The sequence below is a fragment of the Priestia sp. ST2 genome (assembly GCF_055810735.1).
In genome coordinates, this window is the sequence record NZ_JBVVNT010000001.1 from 29290 (window position 1) to 46191 (window position 16902).

The 16902-nt window shown below is 38.5% G+C and carries 21 protein-coding genes and 1 riboswitch; of the genes, 11 read left to right on the top strand and 10 right to left on the bottom strand.

The window, feature by feature from the left end; genetic code table 11:
• Window positions 1-103: 103 nt before the first annotated feature.
• Complete coding sequence (locus AC0KUU_RS00145; RefSeq protein ID WP_013085269.1) at window positions 104-676, top strand: beta-class carbonic anhydrase; 573 nt, start codon at window positions 104-106, stop codon at window positions 674-676.
• A 3-nt stretch (window positions 677-679) separates the two neighbouring features.
• Here the strand turns inward: AC0KUU_RS00145 and yidD are convergent, their stop codons facing one another.
• The gene (gene yidD / locus AC0KUU_RS00150) at window positions 680-907 is read right to left on the bottom strand and encodes a membrane protein insertion efficiency factor YidD (protein WP_221812662.1); all 228 of its coding nucleotides are present in this window, start codon (window positions 905-907) and stop codon (window positions 680-682) included.
• Between the two features lie 150 nt (window positions 908-1057).
• Between yidD and AC0KUU_RS00155 the strand changes: the two genes are divergently transcribed.
• The 5 genes from AC0KUU_RS00155 to ytkD all read left to right on the top strand — a co-directional run bounded on the left by AC0KUU_RS00155 (window position 1058) and on the right by ytkD (window position 3613).
• Window positions 1058-1531, top strand: coding sequence for an S-ribosylhomocysteine lyase (locus tag AC0KUU_RS00155; RefSeq protein ID WP_013059547.1), 474 nt, complete (start codon window positions 1058-1060; stop codon window positions 1529-1531).
• 163 nt (window positions 1532-1694) lie between these two features.
• On the top strand, window positions 1695-2135 hold the full coding sequence (locus AC0KUU_RS00160; protein WP_013085268.1) for a Dps family protein: 441 nt from the start codon (window positions 1695-1697) through the stop codon (window positions 2133-2135).
• An 82-nt stretch (window positions 2136-2217) separates the two neighbouring features.
• The gene (locus tag AC0KUU_RS00165; RefSeq protein ID WP_028410466.1) at window positions 2218-2643 is read left to right on the top strand and encodes a phage holin family protein; all 426 of its coding nucleotides are present in this window, start codon (window positions 2218-2220) and stop codon (window positions 2641-2643) included.
• Window positions 2644-2717: 74 nt separating this feature from the next.
• Window positions 2718-3038: a hydrolase gene (locus AC0KUU_RS00170; RefSeq protein WP_230183008.1), complete on the top strand. Its 321-nt coding sequence runs from the start codon at window positions 2718-2720 to the stop codon at window positions 3036-3038.
• A 104-nt stretch (window positions 3039-3142) separates the two neighbouring features.
• Complete coding sequence (gene ytkD / locus AC0KUU_RS00175) at window positions 3143-3613, top strand: RNA deprotection pyrophosphohydrolase (RefSeq protein WP_322552480.1); 471 nt, start codon at window positions 3143-3145, stop codon at window positions 3611-3613.
• A 46-nt stretch (window positions 3614-3659) separates the two neighbouring features.
• Here the strand turns inward: ytkD and AC0KUU_RS00180 are convergent, their stop codons facing one another.
• The 3 genes from AC0KUU_RS00180 to AC0KUU_RS00190 are packed head-to-tail and all read right to left on the bottom strand — an operon-like array spanning window position 3660 to window position 6223.
• Window positions 3660-4466 carry an ABC transporter permease gene (locus AC0KUU_RS00180; protein WP_322552464.1) on the bottom strand — a complete coding sequence of 269 codons (807 nt, stop codon included), beginning with the start codon at window positions 4464-4466 and terminating at the stop codon, window positions 3660-3662.
• Window positions 4453-5223: an ABC transporter ATP-binding protein gene (locus tag AC0KUU_RS00185; RefSeq protein ID WP_075419758.1), complete on the bottom strand. Its 771-nt coding sequence runs from the start codon at window positions 5221-5223 to the stop codon at window positions 4453-4455. Before AC0KUU_RS00185 ends, AC0KUU_RS00180 begins: the two co-directional genes overlap by 14 nt.
• Window position 5224: 1 nt before the next feature.
• Window positions 5225-6223, bottom strand: a complete 999-nt coding sequence (locus AC0KUU_RS00190) for an ABC transporter substrate-binding protein (protein WP_043975892.1) — start codon at window positions 6221-6223, stop codon at window positions 5225-5227.
• Window positions 6224-6395: 172 nt separating this feature from the next.
• Between AC0KUU_RS00190 and AC0KUU_RS00195 the strand changes: the two genes are divergently transcribed.
• Both AC0KUU_RS00195 and AC0KUU_RS00200 read left to right on the top strand, forming a co-directional pair.
• Window positions 6396-7178: an alpha/beta hydrolase family protein gene (locus AC0KUU_RS00195; RefSeq protein ID WP_043975893.1), complete on the top strand. Its 783-nt coding sequence runs from the start codon at window positions 6396-6398 to the stop codon at window positions 7176-7178.
• A gap of 54 nt (window positions 7179-7232) precedes the next feature.
• Window positions 7233-7475: a DUF2584 domain-containing protein gene (locus AC0KUU_RS00200; RefSeq protein WP_043975895.1), complete on the top strand. Its 243-nt coding sequence runs from the start codon at window positions 7233-7235 to the stop codon at window positions 7473-7475.
• A 33-nt stretch (window positions 7476-7508) separates the two neighbouring features.
• Here AC0KUU_RS00200 and pckA read toward each other — a convergent pair whose 3' ends face one another.
• Entirely contained in the window at window positions 7509-9098 is a 1590-nt protein-coding gene (gene pckA / locus AC0KUU_RS00205; RefSeq protein WP_043975897.1) for a phosphoenolpyruvate carboxykinase (ATP), read from the bottom strand.
• A gap of 374 nt (window positions 9099-9472) precedes the next feature.
• Window positions 9473-9590: riboswitch (SAM riboswitch) on the top strand.
• Between the two features lie 132 nt (window positions 9591-9722).
• Here pckA and metK point away from each other — a divergent pair.
• A complete protein-coding gene (gene metK, locus AC0KUU_RS00210; protein WP_013059536.1) occupies window positions 9723-10925 on the top strand; it encodes a methionine adenosyltransferase in 1203 nt (400 codons plus the stop codon).
• 32 nt (window positions 10926-10957) lie between these two features.
• On the opposite strand, the gene AC0KUU_RS00215 is transcribed toward metK, so the two are convergent.
• The 3 genes from AC0KUU_RS00215 to AC0KUU_RS00225 all read right to left on the bottom strand — a co-directional run bounded on the left by AC0KUU_RS00215 (window position 10958) and on the right by AC0KUU_RS00225 (window position 13365).
• Complete coding sequence (locus AC0KUU_RS00215; protein WP_318330901.1) at window positions 10958-12103, bottom strand: glycosyltransferase family 4 protein; 1146 nt, start codon at window positions 12101-12103, stop codon at window positions 10958-10960.
• Between the two features lie 18 nt (window positions 12104-12121).
• Window positions 12122-12646 carry a phosphatase PAP2 family protein gene (locus AC0KUU_RS00220; RefSeq protein WP_043975902.1) on the bottom strand — a complete coding sequence of 175 codons (525 nt, stop codon included), beginning with the start codon at window positions 12644-12646 and terminating at the stop codon, window positions 12122-12124.
• Between the two features lie 191 nt (window positions 12647-12837).
• Window positions 12838-13365: a gamma carbonic anhydrase gene (locus AC0KUU_RS00225; RefSeq protein ID WP_014457969.1), complete on the bottom strand. Its 528-nt coding sequence runs from the start codon at window positions 13363-13365 to the stop codon at window positions 12838-12840.
• A 107-nt stretch (window positions 13366-13472) separates the two neighbouring features.
• Between AC0KUU_RS00225 and AC0KUU_RS00230 the strand changes: the two genes are divergently transcribed.
• Together AC0KUU_RS00230 and AC0KUU_RS00235 are read left to right on the top strand one after the other, a co-directional pair.
• Window positions 13473-14249: an alpha/beta fold hydrolase gene (locus AC0KUU_RS00230; protein WP_013059532.1), complete on the top strand. Its 777-nt coding sequence runs from the start codon at window positions 13473-13475 to the stop codon at window positions 14247-14249.
• 31 nt (window positions 14250-14280) lie between these two features.
• Window positions 14281-15339, top strand: coding sequence for a tetraprenyl-beta-curcumene synthase family protein (locus AC0KUU_RS00235; protein ID WP_013059531.1), 1059 nt, complete (start codon window positions 14281-14283; stop codon window positions 15337-15339).
• Between the two features lie 12 nt (window positions 15340-15351).
• Here the strand turns inward: AC0KUU_RS00235 and mnmM are convergent, their stop codons facing one another.
• A complete protein-coding gene (gene mnmM, locus AC0KUU_RS00240) occupies window positions 15352-15921 on the bottom strand; it encodes a tRNA 5-(aminomethyl)-2-thiouridylate-methyltransferase MnmM (RefSeq protein WP_043975906.1) in 570 nt (189 codons plus the stop codon).
• On the bottom strand, window positions 15918-16880 hold the full coding sequence (mnmL, locus tag AC0KUU_RS00245) for a tRNA modification radical SAM protein MnmL/YtqA (protein ID WP_322552463.1): 963 nt from the start codon (window positions 16878-16880) through the stop codon (window positions 15918-15920). The genes mnmM and mnmL overlap by 4 nt, the downstream gene beginning before the upstream one ends.
• Window positions 16881-16902: the final 22 nt, after the last annotated feature.

The window sequence follows — 16902 nt, forward strand, 5'->3', positions numbered from 1 at the left end:
CTTGTTTGTAAATAATAATGATTACGATTTAACACTTTTCATCTTATAGGAAAAAGTATTATAATACAAGAAAGAATTTTTTTTATGAAGGAGAAGACAGCAGATGAGCTTATTACAAGATGTTTTAGAATTCAACCAAAAATTTGTAGAAGAAAAGAAGTATGAACTTTACGAAACAAGCAAATTCCCTGATAAAAAAATGGTTATTTTATCGTGTATGGACACAAGATTGGTAGAATTACTTCCACACGCTTTGAATTTGCGCAACGGAGACGTGAAAATTGTTAAAAACGCAGGAGCGCTTGTTTCACATCCATTTGGAAGTATTATGCGAAGCATTTTAGTAGCTGTGTACGAGCTTCAAGCAGATGAGGTATGTGTAATTGGTCACCACGACTGTGGAGCAGGTAAACTTCAGGCGGAACCTTTTTTAGAGAAAGTAAGAGCAAAAGGCATCTCAGATGAAGTGATTAATACCATTGAATATTCTATGGACTTGAAACAATGGTTAACGGGTTTTGATTCAGTAGAAGAGACTGTTCAGCATAGTGTAGAGACAATCCGTAATCATCCTCTATTTTCAAAAGATACTCCTGTACATGGACTAGTTATTGATCCAAATACAGGAAAGCTAGATGTTGTTGTAAATGGGTATGAAGCAATCGAAAACAACTAAAGCTTAGTGTGATTTTTTCTCAGGTACTTCATCGATGCCACCCGGATGGAACGGGTGGCATTTTAAAATTCGTTTTACAGTCAAATAAGATCCCTTTACGGCACCAAAGCGTTTAATGGATTCAACTCCGTACTGGGAGCAAGTAGGGTAAAACCGGCACCTTGCCGGAAGAAAAGGTGAAATTCCTTTTTGATATCCTTTTATAAGTAAAAGCAAAAGCTTTGCAACCATTTATTATCACGTTCTTTCTTTCGTGTTTGCTCATACTATAAGGGATAGAAGGAATAAAAAGCAACTAAAAGAAATAAAGGTTATTAAATGGATGAAATATATCGGAATTGCATGTTATGATAGGTGAAAGAAGAAAAAAGGAGTGGTATTATGCCATCAGTAGAAAGTTTTGAGCTAGATCATAATGCGGTTAAAGCACCTTACGTAAGACACTGCGGTGTTCACAAAGTGGGAAGCGACGGCGTTGTGAATAAATTTGATATTCGTTTTTGCCAGCCAAACAAACAAGCAATGAAGCCGGACGTTATTCATACGCTAGAGCATTTATTAGCTTTTAATATTCGTACTCATGTAGAAAAATACGATCACTTTGATATTATTGATATTTCGCCTATGGGATGTCAAACAGGGTACTACTTAGTAGTGAGCGGTGAGCCGACTGTACGTGAAATTATTGATTTGTTAGACGATACGTTAAAAGATGCAATTAACATTACTGAAATTCCAGCAGCAAACGAAAAGCAGTGCGGTCAAGCGAAACTTCACGATTTAGAAGGAGCAAAACGCTTGATGAAGTTCTGGCTAGAACAGGACAAAGAAGATTTAGAAAAAGTATTTGGCTAAAAATAAGCAGTCCGCTGGGCTGCTTATTTTATTTAAAAAAAGATGAAGAAGTTTCTCTGAGTCTAAAGAAAGGGAAATGTCTCTTTTTATGAAAAAAATGTTTTAATCAACTAAAAAAGGGTACAACTATATTATACAAAGAGTTCACAAAGGAGCGAAAAACATGGCAGTAAATGTAAATGAAATCGTTAATAAACAAGTAGCGAATTTTAGTGTAATGTACATAAAACTTCATAACTTTCACTGGTACGTAAAAGGTGAACAATTCTTCACTCTTCATGAAAAGTTTGAAGAGCTGTATACGGAAACAGCTACAATTATTGATGACCTTGCAGAGCGCCTTTTAGCATTAGAAGGAAAACCTGTAGCGACAATGAAAGAATCGTTAGAACTTTCTTCTATTAAAGAAGCGGATGGAAGCGAAACGGCTAAAGACATGGTTGCTTCTTTAGTAAGCGATTTTGATACGCTAACTGCTGAATTAAAAGAAGGAATGGACGCAGCCGGTGAAGCGGGCGATGAAACAACAGGAGACATGCTGTTAGCCATTCATCAAAGCTTAGAAAAGCATACGTGGATGTTAAAATCATTCCTAGGCAAATAATTAAAACCTGCGAGTAATCGCAGGTTTTTTTATGATAAGATGGACGAACACTTTTTTTTTCACCGGCATATACTGTAGGGATATGACTGCTGAAAGGGTGAAAAAAGTGGATATGCAGAAGCTTTCTGTCTTGATAATCTCAAGTTTAGGTTCACTGGCTTTTTTTTTATTTGGAGAGTGGGACTATTTACTAATGGCTTTAGTAGCATTAGTGACAATGGATTATTTGACAGGCACGATTGCAGCTTTTATAAATAAACGTTTATCTAGCAAAGTAGGTTTTAAAGGAATTGCGAAAAAGATTTTTATTTTTGCCATGATTGCTGTAGCAAACTTTATCGATTCTGTATTTTGGGAAAACGGTCATATTATTCGAGATGGAGCTATTTTGTTCTATATTTTAAACGAAATGATTTCAATTACAGAAAACGCAAGAATTGTAGGGGTTCCGATTCCAGAGCCGTTAAAAAAAGCAATAGCGATTTTAAAAGACCGCTTTAAATCGTAGAGTGTATAAAAAAAGAATAAGATACAAATAAGAAAGATAAGTTGGCACTAGAAATAAGGAGCTGAATATCTTTCATGACAAAAAAATATTATGTATCTCTGAGTTCAGGAGAAATCAATCAGTCAAATACTGCTTCAGATTGGAATTATGCGATTGAAGCAACAGATGAAGAAGTGGAGAAGCTGAGAACGTATTTAGATCAGCGTGCTTCAAGCGATTGGTCAAGCTTTTGGCGATCACATATTCCGTATCTGGAATATCATCATGATTCTCAAAATGATATGTACGATAAAACGACAGTTGAAATATATGCCATGCTTTATCAGCTGGGAGACAATGAAACAAAATCACATATCAAACAGATGAATATTTTATCTTCAGATAGAATGGAATAAGGGGTAAAAAGCAAAGAAAAAAAGTACGAGCATACTTTTCTTATCAGGTATGGCCGTAATGTATGATAAAATAAGGGAAAAATCAAATGGAGTTTGAGTCGACCATGTACACATTTAAGGATGCATATCATAATCAAGTATTTTTATCATTTGAAAAAAATCCATTCTCGAAAACTCCACGTCATGTTTGGGTCGTATGCAAGTATGAAAATCAATGGTTGCTAACGAATCACTCAAAACGAGGTTTAGAATTTCCCGGAGGAAAACTAGAAGGCAATGAAGTACCAGAAGAAGCAGCGGTTCGAGAAGTATTTGAAGAAACAGGCGGAGAAGTCTCTTCTTTAACTTATATTGGGCAATATAAAGTAGTAAGTAAAGGAAAGACCATTATTAAAAACATTTATTTTGCTACTATTGAAAATGTAATTAAAAAAGAAGACTACATGGAAACGGATGGTCCCGTAATGATTGATGAACTACCTTCGGGCATTCAACAAGATGATGCATACAGCTTCATCATGAAAGATAATGTTTTACAATATGTAATGAAATATGTAAAGCGAACATTTTTGTAAAAGTATCCTATCAATGAAAATCCCCCCGTTTGTACGGGGGGATTTTTTATGAGCGTCGGATCAATTTCTTTTCTAAATAAGCAACACCTTGATACATAATCGTAGCGAAAATGGCAATTAATAATAAGCTGAGAAGAACAAGAGTAAAGTTGAAGACTTGGAAACCATAAATAATCATATATCCAAGCCCTTTCGAAGAAACTAAAAATTCTCCTACGATGACTCCTACCCAAGATAAGCCGACATTTACTTTAAATGTGGAAATAATAGCAGGCATGGAAGCTGGCAAAATTGCTTCTTTAAAACAGCGGGTTTTCGTTGCCCCAAAGCTTTTTAGTAATTTAATATAGTTTGGGTCAACTTCTTTAAATGCTGTGTAAACGACGATGGATGTAATAATAACGGATATAATCGCCCCCATCGTTAAGATTGAGAAAAACCCTGGACCGATCGCTACAATTAAAATAGGGCCCAGCGCTACTTTTGGCATGGCGTTTAAAATAACGAGGTAAGGGTCTAATATATGTGCAAGCCTAGTTGAATACCAAAGGGCCGTTGCAAGTAAAATACCTAGCACTGTGCCTAAAATGAAGCCAAGAACTGTTTCAAATAACGTAAAACCAATATGTTCTGCCAGCGAGCCGTCGGCAAGTTTAATTAAAAATAAATGCCATACTTTAGTAGGAGAACTGAAGATTAAAGGGTCCATCCACTTTAAACGAGAAGCCAGTTCCCATAAGCTAAAAAAGGCTAAGAAAATTATCAGCTGCACGCTCAGTACTAATCGTTTTTCGACCCGAACCTTGCGAAGGTAGCTTTCATGAAGAGTATCTAGGGAGCTAGTAGGTTTCAAGTTGATCAAGCTCCTTCCATATATCCATAAATAAGTCGTTATAGACAGGGTGCTGTCGCGCTTCAAACGGAGAGAGGGTTCGTAAAATAGAAGGAACCGTAAATGTTTTTGCGATTTTTCCCGGCTTTGCTGAGAATAAAAAGATTCGGCTGCTCATGGCAATAGCTTCGCCGATATCGTGCGTGACCAAAACGGCCGTTTTTTGATAGGTCATCAGCGTTTTGGAGACAAGTTCTTCAAGCTTGAGTTTTGTTTGAAAATCAAGTGCTGAAAAAGGTTCATCTAAGAGTAAAATAGCGGGGTCAATGGCAAGTGTTCGGACTAAAGCGACACGTTGTCTCATGCCTCCGGATAACTGATGCGGATATAGGTCATCTACGCCCTGTAAACCAATTTCTTTTAGGAGTAACAGTGCGTTACTCTCTGTTTTATCTGTTAGCTGTCCGCGAATTTCAAGCCCAAGTAAAATATTTTCTTTAATGGTTTTCCACGGAAACAAATAATCTTGTTGAAGCATATAACCGATGTTTGGGACTGATGTTCCGATATTTTCACCGTCTATTGTGACAGAGCCGGACGTTGGTTCAATCAAGCCTGCAATAATCGATAGAAGCGTCGTTTTTCCACATCCGCTTGGGCCGAGAAAGGAAACAAATTCTCCTTCTTCAATAGACAAATTAATATGTTCAAGTGCAGTGGTAGCAGACTTTGTCGTAAGATACATATGCTGAACATCTTGAATGTGAAGTTTTGTCATATTACTCACTCATTGCATCTTTTGCGAATTTTGTGTTGACTAGCTTGTTGTGATCGATGTGTCTTGGAAGTTCTCCAGATTCATCCATTATTTTTTGCAAATGATCCCACTCTTTTTGATCTAATAAAGGGTTAGTTGCAAAAGATTTTTGGGATTTATAGCGGTCAATAACAGTTTTCAGCGTTTCTTTAGGCGTATCTTCGAAATACGGTGCAACCACTTCAGCAATTTCATCTGTGCTATGTGTATTCACCCATTTTTGTGCTTTGTAAATAGCTCGAGTAAATTTAGCTGCTGCTTCAGGGTTATCTTTTAAATAGCTTTCTTTGGCCATAAATGTTGTATAAGGAACTGTTCCTGATTCTTTTCCAAAGGAAGCAACGATATGTCCTTTTCCTTGTTTCTCTAAAATACTAGCCGTTGGCTCAAATAATTGAACGTAATCTCCAGTACCAGAAGCAAAAGCATTCGCAACGTTAGCAAAATCAATGTTTTGAACGAGTTTTACATCTTTTTTAGGATCAATATTATGCTGTTTCAACACATATTCCCCTACCATTTGCGGCATGCCGCCTTTACGTTGACCAAGAAACGTTTTGCCTTTAAGCTGATCCCATGAGAAGTGATCGACTTTTTTACGTGCTACTAGAAATGTTCCGTCGGTTTGGGTTAGTTGTGCAAAGTTGATGACGGGATCACTAGACCCCTGTGCATATACGTAGATTGAAGTTTCCGAGCCGACTAGGGCGACGTCGATGCCGTCAGATAAAAGTGACGTCATTGTCTTATCTCCGCCCCACGTTGTTTTTAAATCTACCTTTAGTCCTTCTTCTTCAAAAAAGCCTTTTGAAATAGCGACGTACTGGGGAGCATAAAAGATAGAACGAGTTACTTCGCCAACACGAACCGTTTGTACAGATGTTGTTTTGCCGCAGCTAATTAGTGGAATGAGTAAAATCATAATAGCAAGCAAAGAAAAAAGCCATTTGATTGGTTTCATAAAGCAAACCCCCTTAAAATAATAAAATATTTTATGATAATGTATGTAAAGAAGTGGAAGAAGGTGAGTGCCTATATAACTATGTGGAAAATCAAAGAACTATTAGTCAACAATTGAAAGTACACCTTAGCGGGAGAAAGCAGGCTAGTTATATAAAGAATGGAGGAAAAAAATGAAAGATGGAACAATTCTTCATAAACAGCGTTTCCCATCATCAAACCCTCGCGTGGCGCTGTGGGTGATTACATATGCATGTCAAGGACTTAAGATTAAAGGAATGCTCGCAGAGCCAAAAGAAAAAGGAATGTATGACGGCTTTTTATACTTAAGGGGAGGTATCAAGAACGTAGGAACGGTTCGTCCTGCTCGACTCATTCAATTTGCTTCTCAAGGTTTTATTGTGATGGCTCCGTTCTACAGGGGAAATCAAGGAGGAGAAGGAAACGAAGATTTTGCAGGAGATGATCGTTACGATGCTTTTGCTGCTTACGATTTACTGAAACAGCTCCCTAACGTCCACCATGACCGCATTCATATTTTTGGGTTTTCAAGAGGGGGAGTGATGGCTTTACTCACAGCTATTGAAAAAAACGACAGCCGCTCTCTTGTGTTATGGGGAGGCGTCACGGATATGGTGCTGACATATGAAGAAAGAGAAGATTTAAGAAGAATGATGAAGCGGGTGATTGGAGGAACTCCTTCTAAATATCCTGAAAGATACGAATGGAGGACCCCTTTGCATCGTGCTCATCTCGTCGAGCCGCCGGTCTTGCTTATTCATGGTTTAGAAGATAAAAACGTGTCGATTGATCATGCCTATCAGCTAGAATCTAAACTAAAGAAGGCCAATAAAAAAGTTACCAGCTGGTACTTCGAAAACTTTCCACATGCTTTTCCCCCAAAAGAAAACCGAGAAACGGTGAAGAAGTTAACGAAGTGGATGAAAGCGCAATAAAAGATATGCTACGATAGAGAAAACAAGTAGAATAACAGTGAGGAGTGAGAAAAAATGGGGATGCCGCTAGAATTAAATACAATGATTGTGACAAAAGGCAACGAAAAGCGTGTAACGGATAACATTTTTCAAATTGAGAAAAAAGGATATCGCTTGTATCCGTTAGATATTCCATTAAACGTTCACAAAACGAAAAATGGAGAATGTATTGGAACTGCTGTTGTGCGTAAGGTAGAAATGGAGCAGGAAAAAACCATTATCACATATGAACTGACAAAATTACATTCGACTAACTAAAAAACGATCGTCTATAAGACGATCGTTTTTTAGTTAGACTCTAGGTCCGCCTAATGTTGAAATGTCAGATGCTACATCGTTAAAACGCTTGAAATTAGCTTTGAATTTAGCAGCAAGCTCAGTTGCCTTTTGGTTATAAGCTGTTGCATCGTTCCATGCTTTAGAAGGCTGAAGCACTTCATCAGGAACGCCCGGAACATGAGTTGGAATCGATAAACCAAAAATAGTATCTGTTACTGTTTCGGTATTAGCGAGTTCTCCTTCAAGGGCTGCTTGAACCATAGCTCGAGTGTAACTTAACTTCATTCGTTCGCCCACCCCGTATTCACCGCCGGTCCATCCAGTATTTACAAGGTAGACATTTACATTATGTTCATCGATTTTCTTTCCTAGCATTTCTGCATAAGTTGTTGGAGCAAGAGGTAAGAAAGGCTCACCAAAGCATGTAGAGAAAGTAGCCTGTGGCGATGTTACGCCGCGCTCTGTTCCAGCTAACTTACTAGTGTATCCGCTCAGAAAATGGTACATTGCTTGTTCTTTTGTAAGCTTGCTGATTGGAGGTAAGACACCGAAAGCATCAGCAGTTAAAAAGACAATAGCTGTAGGGTGCCCGGCAACGCTTGGCAATACCGTATTATCAATAGAGTCAATTGAATAAGCGGCACGAGTATTCTCTGTTAAACTATTATCATTGTAATCTGCTACTTTCGTATTTTGATTTAACACTACATTTTCCAGTACGGCGCCGAAGCGAATTGCATTGAAGATTTGCGGTTCTTTTTCTTCGGAAAGCTGAATGCACTTCGCGTAGCATCCTCCTTCAATATTAAATACACCAGAGCTTGACCAACCGTGCTCGTCATCTCCGATTAAACGACGGTTTGCATCAGCAGAAAGCGTTGTTTTACCCGTTCCAGATAAACCAAAGAATAATGCAACGTCACCTTCTTCTCCTACGTTAGCAGAACAGTGCATGGATAGAATATTGTTTTGAGGAAGTAAGAAGTTCATCACTGAGAAAATAGATTTTTTCATTTCACCAGCGTATTCAGTTCCTCCAATTAGCACAATGCGTCGCTCTAACGAAAGAATAATGAAGGTTTCAGAATTCGTCCCGTCTGTTTCAGGATCAGCTTTGAACGTTGGAGCTGCTACAATTGTAAACGGCTTCACATCATCATTTGTTTTTTGTTCGGCTGAAGGGCGAATGAATAACTGCTGAGCGAATAGGTTGTGCCATGCAAATTCATTAACTACTTGAATTGGTAACTGATACTTTTTATCAGCTCCAGCATATCCATTAAAAACAAAAAGTTCATCCTGCTTCTTTAAGTGGGTTAAGACTTTTTTGTATAGCGCATCGAATCGCTGAGCAGAAATTGGCTGATTGACAGGTCCCCATTCAACCGTTTTTGAAGACACAGCATCGCTTACAATAAATTTATCTAAAGGAGAGCGACCTGTATATTTTCCGGTTTCGACTGACACAGCACCTGTAGAAGTCAGCGTTCCTTCGCGTCGAGCTAGAATTTTTTCAACAAGTTGTGGAACAGATAATTGGTGTTTTGTTGTTTTTAATTGAAGCAAACCATTTAATTCGATAGACATATCAACAGTACTCATGTGCACTACCTTCCTTTTTTAGCTATTATTTATTCATTAATGTTTGAAATTTATAATTAGTATAACACATTTATTTAATTATTCTATACTATTTAACTAAAAATGTTTGTGTATTATAAAAAAATGTACGTTATACCTATTTTAGACACATGTATATGTGCTAGGAGCGAAAAAAGTGAAGCTATTTTAAGTGAAAGCCTCATTTTGATCTGTCTTATTAACTAAACTTAGTGATGATTCTTAATAAGGTGTACTATTTCGGAATTTGAGTATGTTACATTAAAACAGATTCAAAAATAAAGAGATGATTTCCATTTGAATGTTGTTGACAGTGAAGCGCTTTTTCATGTATTATATGTCCTTGAACGGATACTCTCTTATCCCGAGCTGGTGGAGGGACAGGCCCTATGAAACCCAGCAACCATCGTCATTTTTTTGTGTAGACGATAAGGTGCTAACCTGATGCAAGGGCACAACCTTGATCGATAAGAGTGAAAGGCTTATGTAGAATTTGATACCTTTCCTCGATACAAGGAAAGGTTTTTTTATATTTTTTAACGTGTAATGAAAATAAGGGAATGAGTACCGTATCACAATGTATCGTATTTATAAGGAGGAAAACTGATGTCAACACAACGTCGTCTGTTCACGTCAGAATCTGTTACAGAGGGACATCCCGATAAAATTTGTGACCAAATTTCTGACTCAATTCTTGATGCTATCCTAGCAAAGGATCCAAATGCTCGTGTTGCTTGTGAAACAAGCGTAACAACTGGTTTAGTTTTAGTAAGTGGTGAAATTACAACTTCTACTTACGTGGATATTCCTAAAACAGTTCGTGAAACAATTAAAGGAATTGGCTATACTCGTGCAAAATACGGATTTGATGCTGAAACTTGTGCAGTATTAACATCTATCGACGAGCAGTCAGCTGATATCGCTGCTGGTGTAGACCAAGCGTTAGAAGCACGTGAAGGTCAAATGTCAGATGAAGAAATCGAAGCAATCGGAGCTGGAGACCAAGGCTTAATGTTTGGTTATGCATGTAACGAAACAAAAGAATTAATGCCTCTTCCAATTTCATTAGCTCATAAACTTGCTCGCCGTCTAACAGAAGTACGTAAAGAAGAAATTCTTCCTTACCTTCGCCCGGATGGTAAAACACAAGTAACAGTTGAATATGATGAAAACAACAAACCTGTTCGCATCGATACAATTGTTATTTCAACTCAGCATCATCCAGAAGTAACGTTAGAGCAAATTCAACGTAACTTAAAAGAATATGTTATTAATCCAGTTGTTCCAAACGAGTTAATTGATGAAAATACAAAGTATTTCATTAACCCAACAGGACGTTTCGTAATCGGCGGTCCTCAAGGAGATGCTGGTTTAACTGGTCGTAAAATTATCGTTGATACTTACGGCGGATATGCTCGTCATGGCGGCGGTGCATTCTCTGGTAAGGACGCAACAAAAGTAGACCGTTCAGCAGCTTATGCAGCTCGTTATGTTGCGAAAAACATTGTAGCAGCTGATCTTGCTGATAAATGTGAAGTACAACTAGCATATGCAATTGGTGTTGCACAACCAGTATCTATTTCAATTGATACATTCGGTACAGGAAAAGTTTCTGAAGAAGTACTAGTAGACGTAGTACGCAAAAACTTTGACCTACGTCCAGCGGGCATCATTAAAATGCTTGATTTACGTCGCCCAATTTATAAGCAAACAGCAGCTTACGGCCACTTTGGTCGTACGGACGTGGAGCTTCCTTGGGAGTTCACAGACAAAGCGGAAGCATTAAAAACTCAAGCTTTAGCTAAATAATAAAAAAATCTCCGTGAAAACGGAGATTTTTTTTATGCCCATTGAATATCTGCAGCAGATTTTTCTACGACACCTTCATATTCTGAAAGCAAATGCTGAAAAATGGCGTCCCATGATTGAGTAAGAGCATAGTGTCTCGCTGCATGGCCAAAGTGAAGCCGCTGGTGCAAATCATCGAGTAAACCTGTAATAGCCGAACTGAATTCTTCTAAGGAGTGAGGTTTGCAAAGGTAGCCGTTTCGCCCGTGCTGAACCATCTGTTTAACTCCTCCTGCATTTGCTGCCACTACAGGAGTTCCAGAAGCAAGAGACTCCAGTACAACATTTCCGAAGGTTTCTGTTTCTGAAGGAAAAACAAACAAATCAGATGATGAATAGATATGAGCAAGTTGCTTACCTTCAAGGAAGCCTGTAAATGTCATATGCTCAGATGCTTGCTGCTGCATTTGTTCTTTTAAAGGGCCGTCTCCCACAATAACCCAGTGAATTTGATGGCGGATATGATCCGGTAGAGATCGTGCGATTTTCATTAAAAAATCAGCGTTCTTTTCTTTAGCTAATCTTCCTACATACGTTAAAATGTAGGGCTTTTTAATATTATATTTAATACGAATATCAAAGCGGTCATAGTGGGGGTGAAATAATTTATGATTTACTCCTCGCGACCAAATAGATACGTTGTGAAACCCTTGTTCTTCTAGCTGCTGTTTGGTCACTTCAGAGGGAGCGAATATTTTTTGTACAGGTTTATAAAACCATTTCATATATTTTTGCAGTGGTACACGCATTTTTTCAAGTTCATAGTGAGATAAATAATCAGCAAAATTGGTATGATAAGAGCCGACAAGAGGAACACCTAATCTTTTCCCGTAATAGGAGCCGCAAAGCCCCATTGTAAAAGGAGTGGCCAAATGAATAATAGAAGGATTGAATTCCTGCAGCTGCTTTTTAATTTTTAGAACGTTTGGCAATGAAAAGCGGCTGTTTGGATAAAGGAAAAACGGCATGCTGGGCGAACGGTGAACATACGTTGAAAATGACTGATCATGAGCAAATTCAGGAGCAAATACCTGGATGGGAATTTGCTTTGATTTGACATACTGGGTAAACTGATAAAGTGTTTTAGCAGCTCCGTTAACTTCTGGAGCAAATGTATCCGTAAATAAAGCAATTCTCATTAGTACTCCTCCTATCAATTAAGTTAAAAATATGTTCAGTGACACAGCACCTGAAAAGATGCCCAGTATCAGGCCTACCATGACATCCGTCGGATAGTGCAGACCGAGATAGATTCTTGAAATTCCTACCGTTACTGCAAGAGGCAAAAGAACGGCAGTGAAGGCTGGATAAACAATCATAAGAGGGGTAACCAACGAAAAAATAGCTGTTGTATGCCCAGACGGAAATGAATGATCTTTTAAGGGATTTTCTAATACTTTTGTATATTTTAATTGAATATAAGGTCGTTTTCTCGGATATAGTTTTTTAGCAATGGCGACAGGAATATGACTAACGGCTAGAGAAAACGCACAAGCGTAAGCGACGGATGAAGGATGCAGAAATAGCAGCAAGCACGCTATCACAATGGTAAACGTGGCTCCGCCAGTGTGAGTTAGTAAACGTAAAAATCTATTTAAGTGCTTTCGATCAAAATGTTGGTTTACGCTTTTGAATAATCGGCATTCGGCATCATATACATACTGAATTAACTTGGCTTTCATAGAGTCGCTCCCTTTTCAATAAATACGTCTTTATTATTCAGTTTAATCTTTAATTGTGTAGGCAGTACTAAAACGATGTAAATTAATATGGAAATTTCTTTACAATTGTGGAGAGAATAGAACATGATTGGAGAGTTTGTGGAGATACTAAAAAAATTCCCTCAGTATGACTTTCTGAGGGAACGTTTCCTTTATAATGAAGAATCAGATTTCTTAATAGATTTATAATACTGCCCTTTTTCTACATATTCTGTACGAATGCGCTGCATATCTTTTAAATCCTCTTCTGTCAGAGTGCGGATTACTTTAGCAGGTCGGCCGAGTGCGAGAGTATTGGGGGGTATTTTTTTACCGGGAGGTACTAAGCTTCCAGCACCGATAAAAGCACCTTCACCAATTTCCGCACCGTCTAAAATAATAGAACCCATGCCAATGAGCGCGCGTTTGCGGATGATGGAGCTATGTAAAATAACTTGATGTCCTACTGTTACATCATCCTCAATAAGCAAAGGAGCATTTGGGCTTTGATGGAGTGTTGATTGATCTTGTATGTTTACTCGTTTACCAATAATCGTAGGTGAAACATCTCCTCTAATAACAGTGTTAAACCAAATGCTGCTTTCTTCACCAATGGTGACATCTCCAGTAATCGTGACATAGTCTGCGATGAAGCAGCTGGGTGCAATGGTAGGCATTTTTTCTTTATACGGATAAATCATCAAATCATCTCCCTTTATTAGTTGAAAAAAAGTAGTAAATCTTCTAATGTAAGTGTACAAAGGTTTTTTAAGCAGGTAAACAAAAAAAGGAAGAAGGAGTAACTCAAATGCATAAATGGGAAGCAGTAAATCCAAAAGGCGTTATTGTCATGGTCCATGGAGCAGCGGAGCATCACGGACGCTATCGCTGGCTGATTGAGATGTGGCGTTCGGTTGGAATGCACGTAATTATGGGAGACCTTCCTGGCCAAGGCTTAACAACAAGAAGAAGAGGACATATCCTATCCTTTGATGAATATGTGTATGAAGTGGAAGAATGGGTACGTGAAGCGCAAAAATATGATTTGCCTATTTTCCTGTTAGGTCACAGTATGGGAGGACTGGCGGTTATTCGTACGCTCCAGACAAAAAACCTCCCTATATGGGGTGCGATTCTTTCCTCTCCTTGTCTAGGATTAAAAGAGCAAGTACCGGCTTATTTAGATATGCTATCTAAAGGGTTAAATAAAGTCATGCCGAACAAACTTTTCGATTTAGGTCTCACTGTTGAAAAAGCAACAAGAAACCAAGAAGTTCGAGATGAAGATGAAAATGATTCACTGTATGTTACAAAAGTTTCTGTAAGATGGTACCGGGAATTGATCCAAGCTGTCAACTTAGCTTTTAAAGATATCGATCGTTTGCCTGATGTCCCGCTTCTTGTGATGCAGGCAGGAGAAGATAAAATTATTGAAAAGCTGATTGTTAGGCAGTGGTTTGATGAAATAGAGCTAAGTGAAAAAATCTACAAAGAATGGTCTCAGCTGTATCACGAAATCTTTAATGAGCCTGAAAGAGAATACGTTTTTACATATGCGAAAAGTTTTGTCGATCTTCACATTTAATAAGTGCGGTAAGAAATTGAGGTGAAAATAAATGAAGATTCCGTCTCATCCTATTTCATTAATGAGAAAAATTTATCGAGAAGTGTTTCCTGTCGTTCATCATGAGCTTAATCATTGGCGCGAACGAGCAAAAGAGATTCCTAATAAAGAATTGCGTACTCAAGCATTGGCAAGTATCGATACAAAAACTTTTCATTGTGAAGGAGGCGGTATCCTATCGATTTTAGCGAAAGAAAACATGATTGAATGCGTGAAATTTATTGTTGCTTACCAAACAATCAGCGATTACTTAGATAACTTATGTGACCGCAGCAATTCGCTAGACCCTAAAGATTTTGCCGCCTTACATGAATCGATGCCAGATGCGTTGACTCCTCATGCACCTCTTGGGGATTACTATCGTTTTCGAGCGGATAAAGACGACGGAGGATACTTAGCCGGACTTGTCCAGACTTGTCAGCAGTCCTTGCGAAAAGCTTGTAATTACCATATAGTCTCTTCACATTTATTAGAACTAGCTAATTATTATTGTGATTTGCAAATACATAAGCATGTTGAAATCAAGGAAAGAGTTCCACGATTAGAGAATTGGTTCGATGCTCACCGGCACAGTGTTCCTGAAATGGAGTGGTATGAATTTTCAGCGTGCTCTGGTTCAACGTTAGGAATTTTTTGTTTAGTTGCCTATAGCTTTCAAGAAGAGATGACCGAAGAAATGACGCAGAAAATAAAAGCAGGATATTTTCCTTATATTCAAGGCTTACATATTTTACTCGATTATTTAATTGACCAAGAAGAAGATAAAGCAGGAGGAGATTTGAACTTTTGTTTTTATTATCCTCATTATCAGCAAATGATGGATCGCTTTTTGCATTTTGTCGTAAAAGCGGACGAATATGCTAAAAAACTGCCGGATTATCACTTTCACTGCTTTATCTATAAAGGACTCTTGGGCGTTTATTTGTCGGATCAAAAAGTGCGGGCACAAAAACATGTTCATGTGAATGCACGTAGGTTAATAAAAGCGGGGGGAGCCCTCAGCTACTTTTTCTATATCAACGGACGCTTGTACCGAATGTTAAAAAGATAAGCCATATGCGGCTTATCTTTTTTCAATAGCAATGATGAAGGGAGGGTTGTTTTGCTGATTCATGAAACGATATTGTAAAACGTGAACGTCTTTTTGATCAAGATTTTGGACATGCGTTAGTAAATCGTCTCTTTCTTGTTTCCCTTGTTCGTGTCCATGATAAATAACGAGCACAATCACTCCTTCAGGTGCTAGCAAATCAAGTAACTGCTCAATTGCAGAGATTGTTGTTTCAGAAGTGGTGACAATGTCTTTATCTCCACCTGGTAAATAACCTAAATTAAAGACAGCGCCCGTGACTCGTCCTTTAATAGAACGAGGAAGCATGTTTATATTGCTGTGGCTTTCTTGGATAAGTGTTACTCTGTTTTCTACATGGTATTCTGTCAATCGCTGTTGAGTTGCTTGAATGGCTTGAGGTTGAATATCAAATCCATATACATGACCTGTGTCTCCGACTAAGTTAGCTAAGAACAATGTATCATGTCCATTTCCTGCTGTGGCATCAATCGCGACATCTCCTTGGGCCACAGCATTAGTGAGCAATGTGCGGGCAAAAGGCAGGATACGTTCTATTTTCATCTTTCCATCAACTCTTTTTCGTAATATTTTCCTTGATAGCTTTGACGACGTTGAAGCTCTTGATCAATGGCATTTAATACGCTCCACTTATTTACGCTCCACATCGGTCCAACCATGAGGTCTATCGGTCCATCGCCTGTAATACGATGAACAATCATCTCAGGAGGGATTACTTCGAGCTGATCGCATACAAGCTTTACGTATTCTTCAAATGAAAGAAATTCAACAAGGCCCTTTTCATACTGTTTGACCATAGGAGTTCCTTTTAGTAAATGAAGCAGATGAATCTTGATTCCTTGAACGTCTAATTTTGCTACTTCACGTACGGTTTCCATGATCATATCAGGTGTTTCTAAAGGCAAACCATTAATGATGTGAGAACAAACGCGAATACCGTGTTTTCGAAGCTTTGCTACTCCATCTACATAGCATTGATGATCGTGTGCCCGGTTAATAAGCAGTGAAGTTCGTTCATGAACAGTTTGCAGTCCAAGTTCTACCCATAGATAAGTTCGTTCATTTAATTCAGCCAAGTATTCCACCACATCGTCGGGGAGACAGTCAGGGCGCGTGGCGATAGAAAGCCCAACAACTCCGGGAAGCTTTAAGACGGCTTCATATTTTTCACGAAGCTCCTCGACAGGAGCATGAGTATTAGTAAATGCTTGAAAGTAAGCAACGTATTTTCCGTCTTTCCACTTATGATGCATTTTTTCACGGATTTCATTAAATTGTGTCACGAGGTCATCCGCTCTGTTTCCGGCAAAATCCCCTGAGCCGGCAGCACTGCAAAACGTACAGCCGCCGTGAGCTACCGTGCCGTCTCTGTTTGGACAATCAAATCCTCCATCTAAGGCTACTTTAAATACCTTATGGCCAAAGTGGTTACGTAAGTGGTAATTCCAGGTGTGATAACGTTTGTTTTCAGATTTATACGGAAATGGGTTTGTCTGACTCAAATCAGCAACCTCCTTTTTACAT

What these genes read in the sequence shown, in the direction of transcription:
- ytkD (WP_322552480.1), top strand. Translation starts at nt 3,143, where the DNA reads ATGTACACATTTAAGGATGCATATCATAATCAAGTATTTTTATCATTT.
- pckA (WP_043975897.1), bottom strand. Translation starts at nt 9,098, where the DNA reads ATGAGTACTGTTGATATGTCTATCGAATTAAATGGTTTGCTTCAATTA.
- yidD (WP_221812662.1), bottom strand. Translation starts at nt 907, where the DNA reads ATGGTTGCAAAGCTTTTGCTTTTACTTATAAAAGGATATCAAAAAGGA.
- AC0KUU_RS00170 (WP_230183008.1), top strand. Translation starts at nt 2,718, where the DNA reads ATGACAAAAAAATATTATGTATCTCTGAGTTCAGGAGAAATCAATCAG.
- AC0KUU_RS00195 (WP_043975893.1), top strand. Translation starts at nt 6,396, where the DNA reads ATGAAAGATGGAACAATTCTTCATAAACAGCGTTTCCCATCATCAAAC.
- AC0KUU_RS00225 (WP_014457969.1), bottom strand. Translation starts at nt 13,365, where the DNA reads ATGATTTATCCGTATAAAGAAAAAATGCCTACCATTGCACCCAGCTGC.
- AC0KUU_RS00165 (WP_028410466.1), top strand. Translation starts at nt 2,218, where the DNA reads ATGACTGCTGAAAGGGTGAAAAAAGTGGATATGCAGAAGCTTTCTGTC.
- AC0KUU_RS00155 (WP_013059547.1), top strand. Translation starts at nt 1,058, where the DNA reads ATGCCATCAGTAGAAAGTTTTGAGCTAGATCATAATGCGGTTAAAGCA.
- AC0KUU_RS00200 (WP_043975895.1), top strand. Translation starts at nt 7,233, where the DNA reads ATGGGGATGCCGCTAGAATTAAATACAATGATTGTGACAAAAGGCAAC.
- AC0KUU_RS00190 (WP_043975892.1), bottom strand. Translation starts at nt 6,223, where the DNA reads ATGAAACCAATCAAATGGCTTTTTTCTTTGCTTGCTATTATGATTTTA.
- AC0KUU_RS00235 (WP_013059531.1), top strand. Translation starts at nt 14,281, where the DNA reads ATGAAGATTCCGTCTCATCCTATTTCATTAATGAGAAAAATTTATCGA.
- AC0KUU_RS00160 (WP_013085268.1), top strand. Translation starts at nt 1,695, where the DNA reads ATGGCAGTAAATGTAAATGAAATCGTTAATAAACAAGTAGCGAATTTT.
- AC0KUU_RS00230 (WP_013059532.1), top strand. Translation starts at nt 13,473, where the DNA reads ATGCATAAATGGGAAGCAGTAAATCCAAAAGGCGTTATTGTCATGGTC.
- AC0KUU_RS00215 (WP_318330901.1), bottom strand. Translation starts at nt 12,103, where the DNA reads ATGAGAATTGCTTTATTTACGGATACATTTGCTCCAGAAGTTAACGGA.
- AC0KUU_RS00220 (WP_043975902.1), bottom strand. Translation starts at nt 12,646, where the DNA reads ATGAAAGCCAAGTTAATTCAGTATGTATATGATGCCGAATGCCGATTA.
- metK (WP_013059536.1), top strand. Translation starts at nt 9,723, where the DNA reads ATGTCAACACAACGTCGTCTGTTCACGTCAGAATCTGTTACAGAGGGA.
- mnmM (WP_043975906.1), bottom strand. Translation starts at nt 15,921, where the DNA reads ATGAAAATAGAACGTATCCTGCCTTTTGCCCGCACATTGCTCACTAAT.
- AC0KUU_RS00145 (WP_013085269.1), top strand. Translation starts at nt 104, where the DNA reads ATGAGCTTATTACAAGATGTTTTAGAATTCAACCAAAAATTTGTAGAA.
- AC0KUU_RS00185 (WP_075419758.1), bottom strand. Translation starts at nt 5,223, where the DNA reads ATGACAAAACTTCACATTCAAGATGTTCAGCATATGTATCTTACGACA.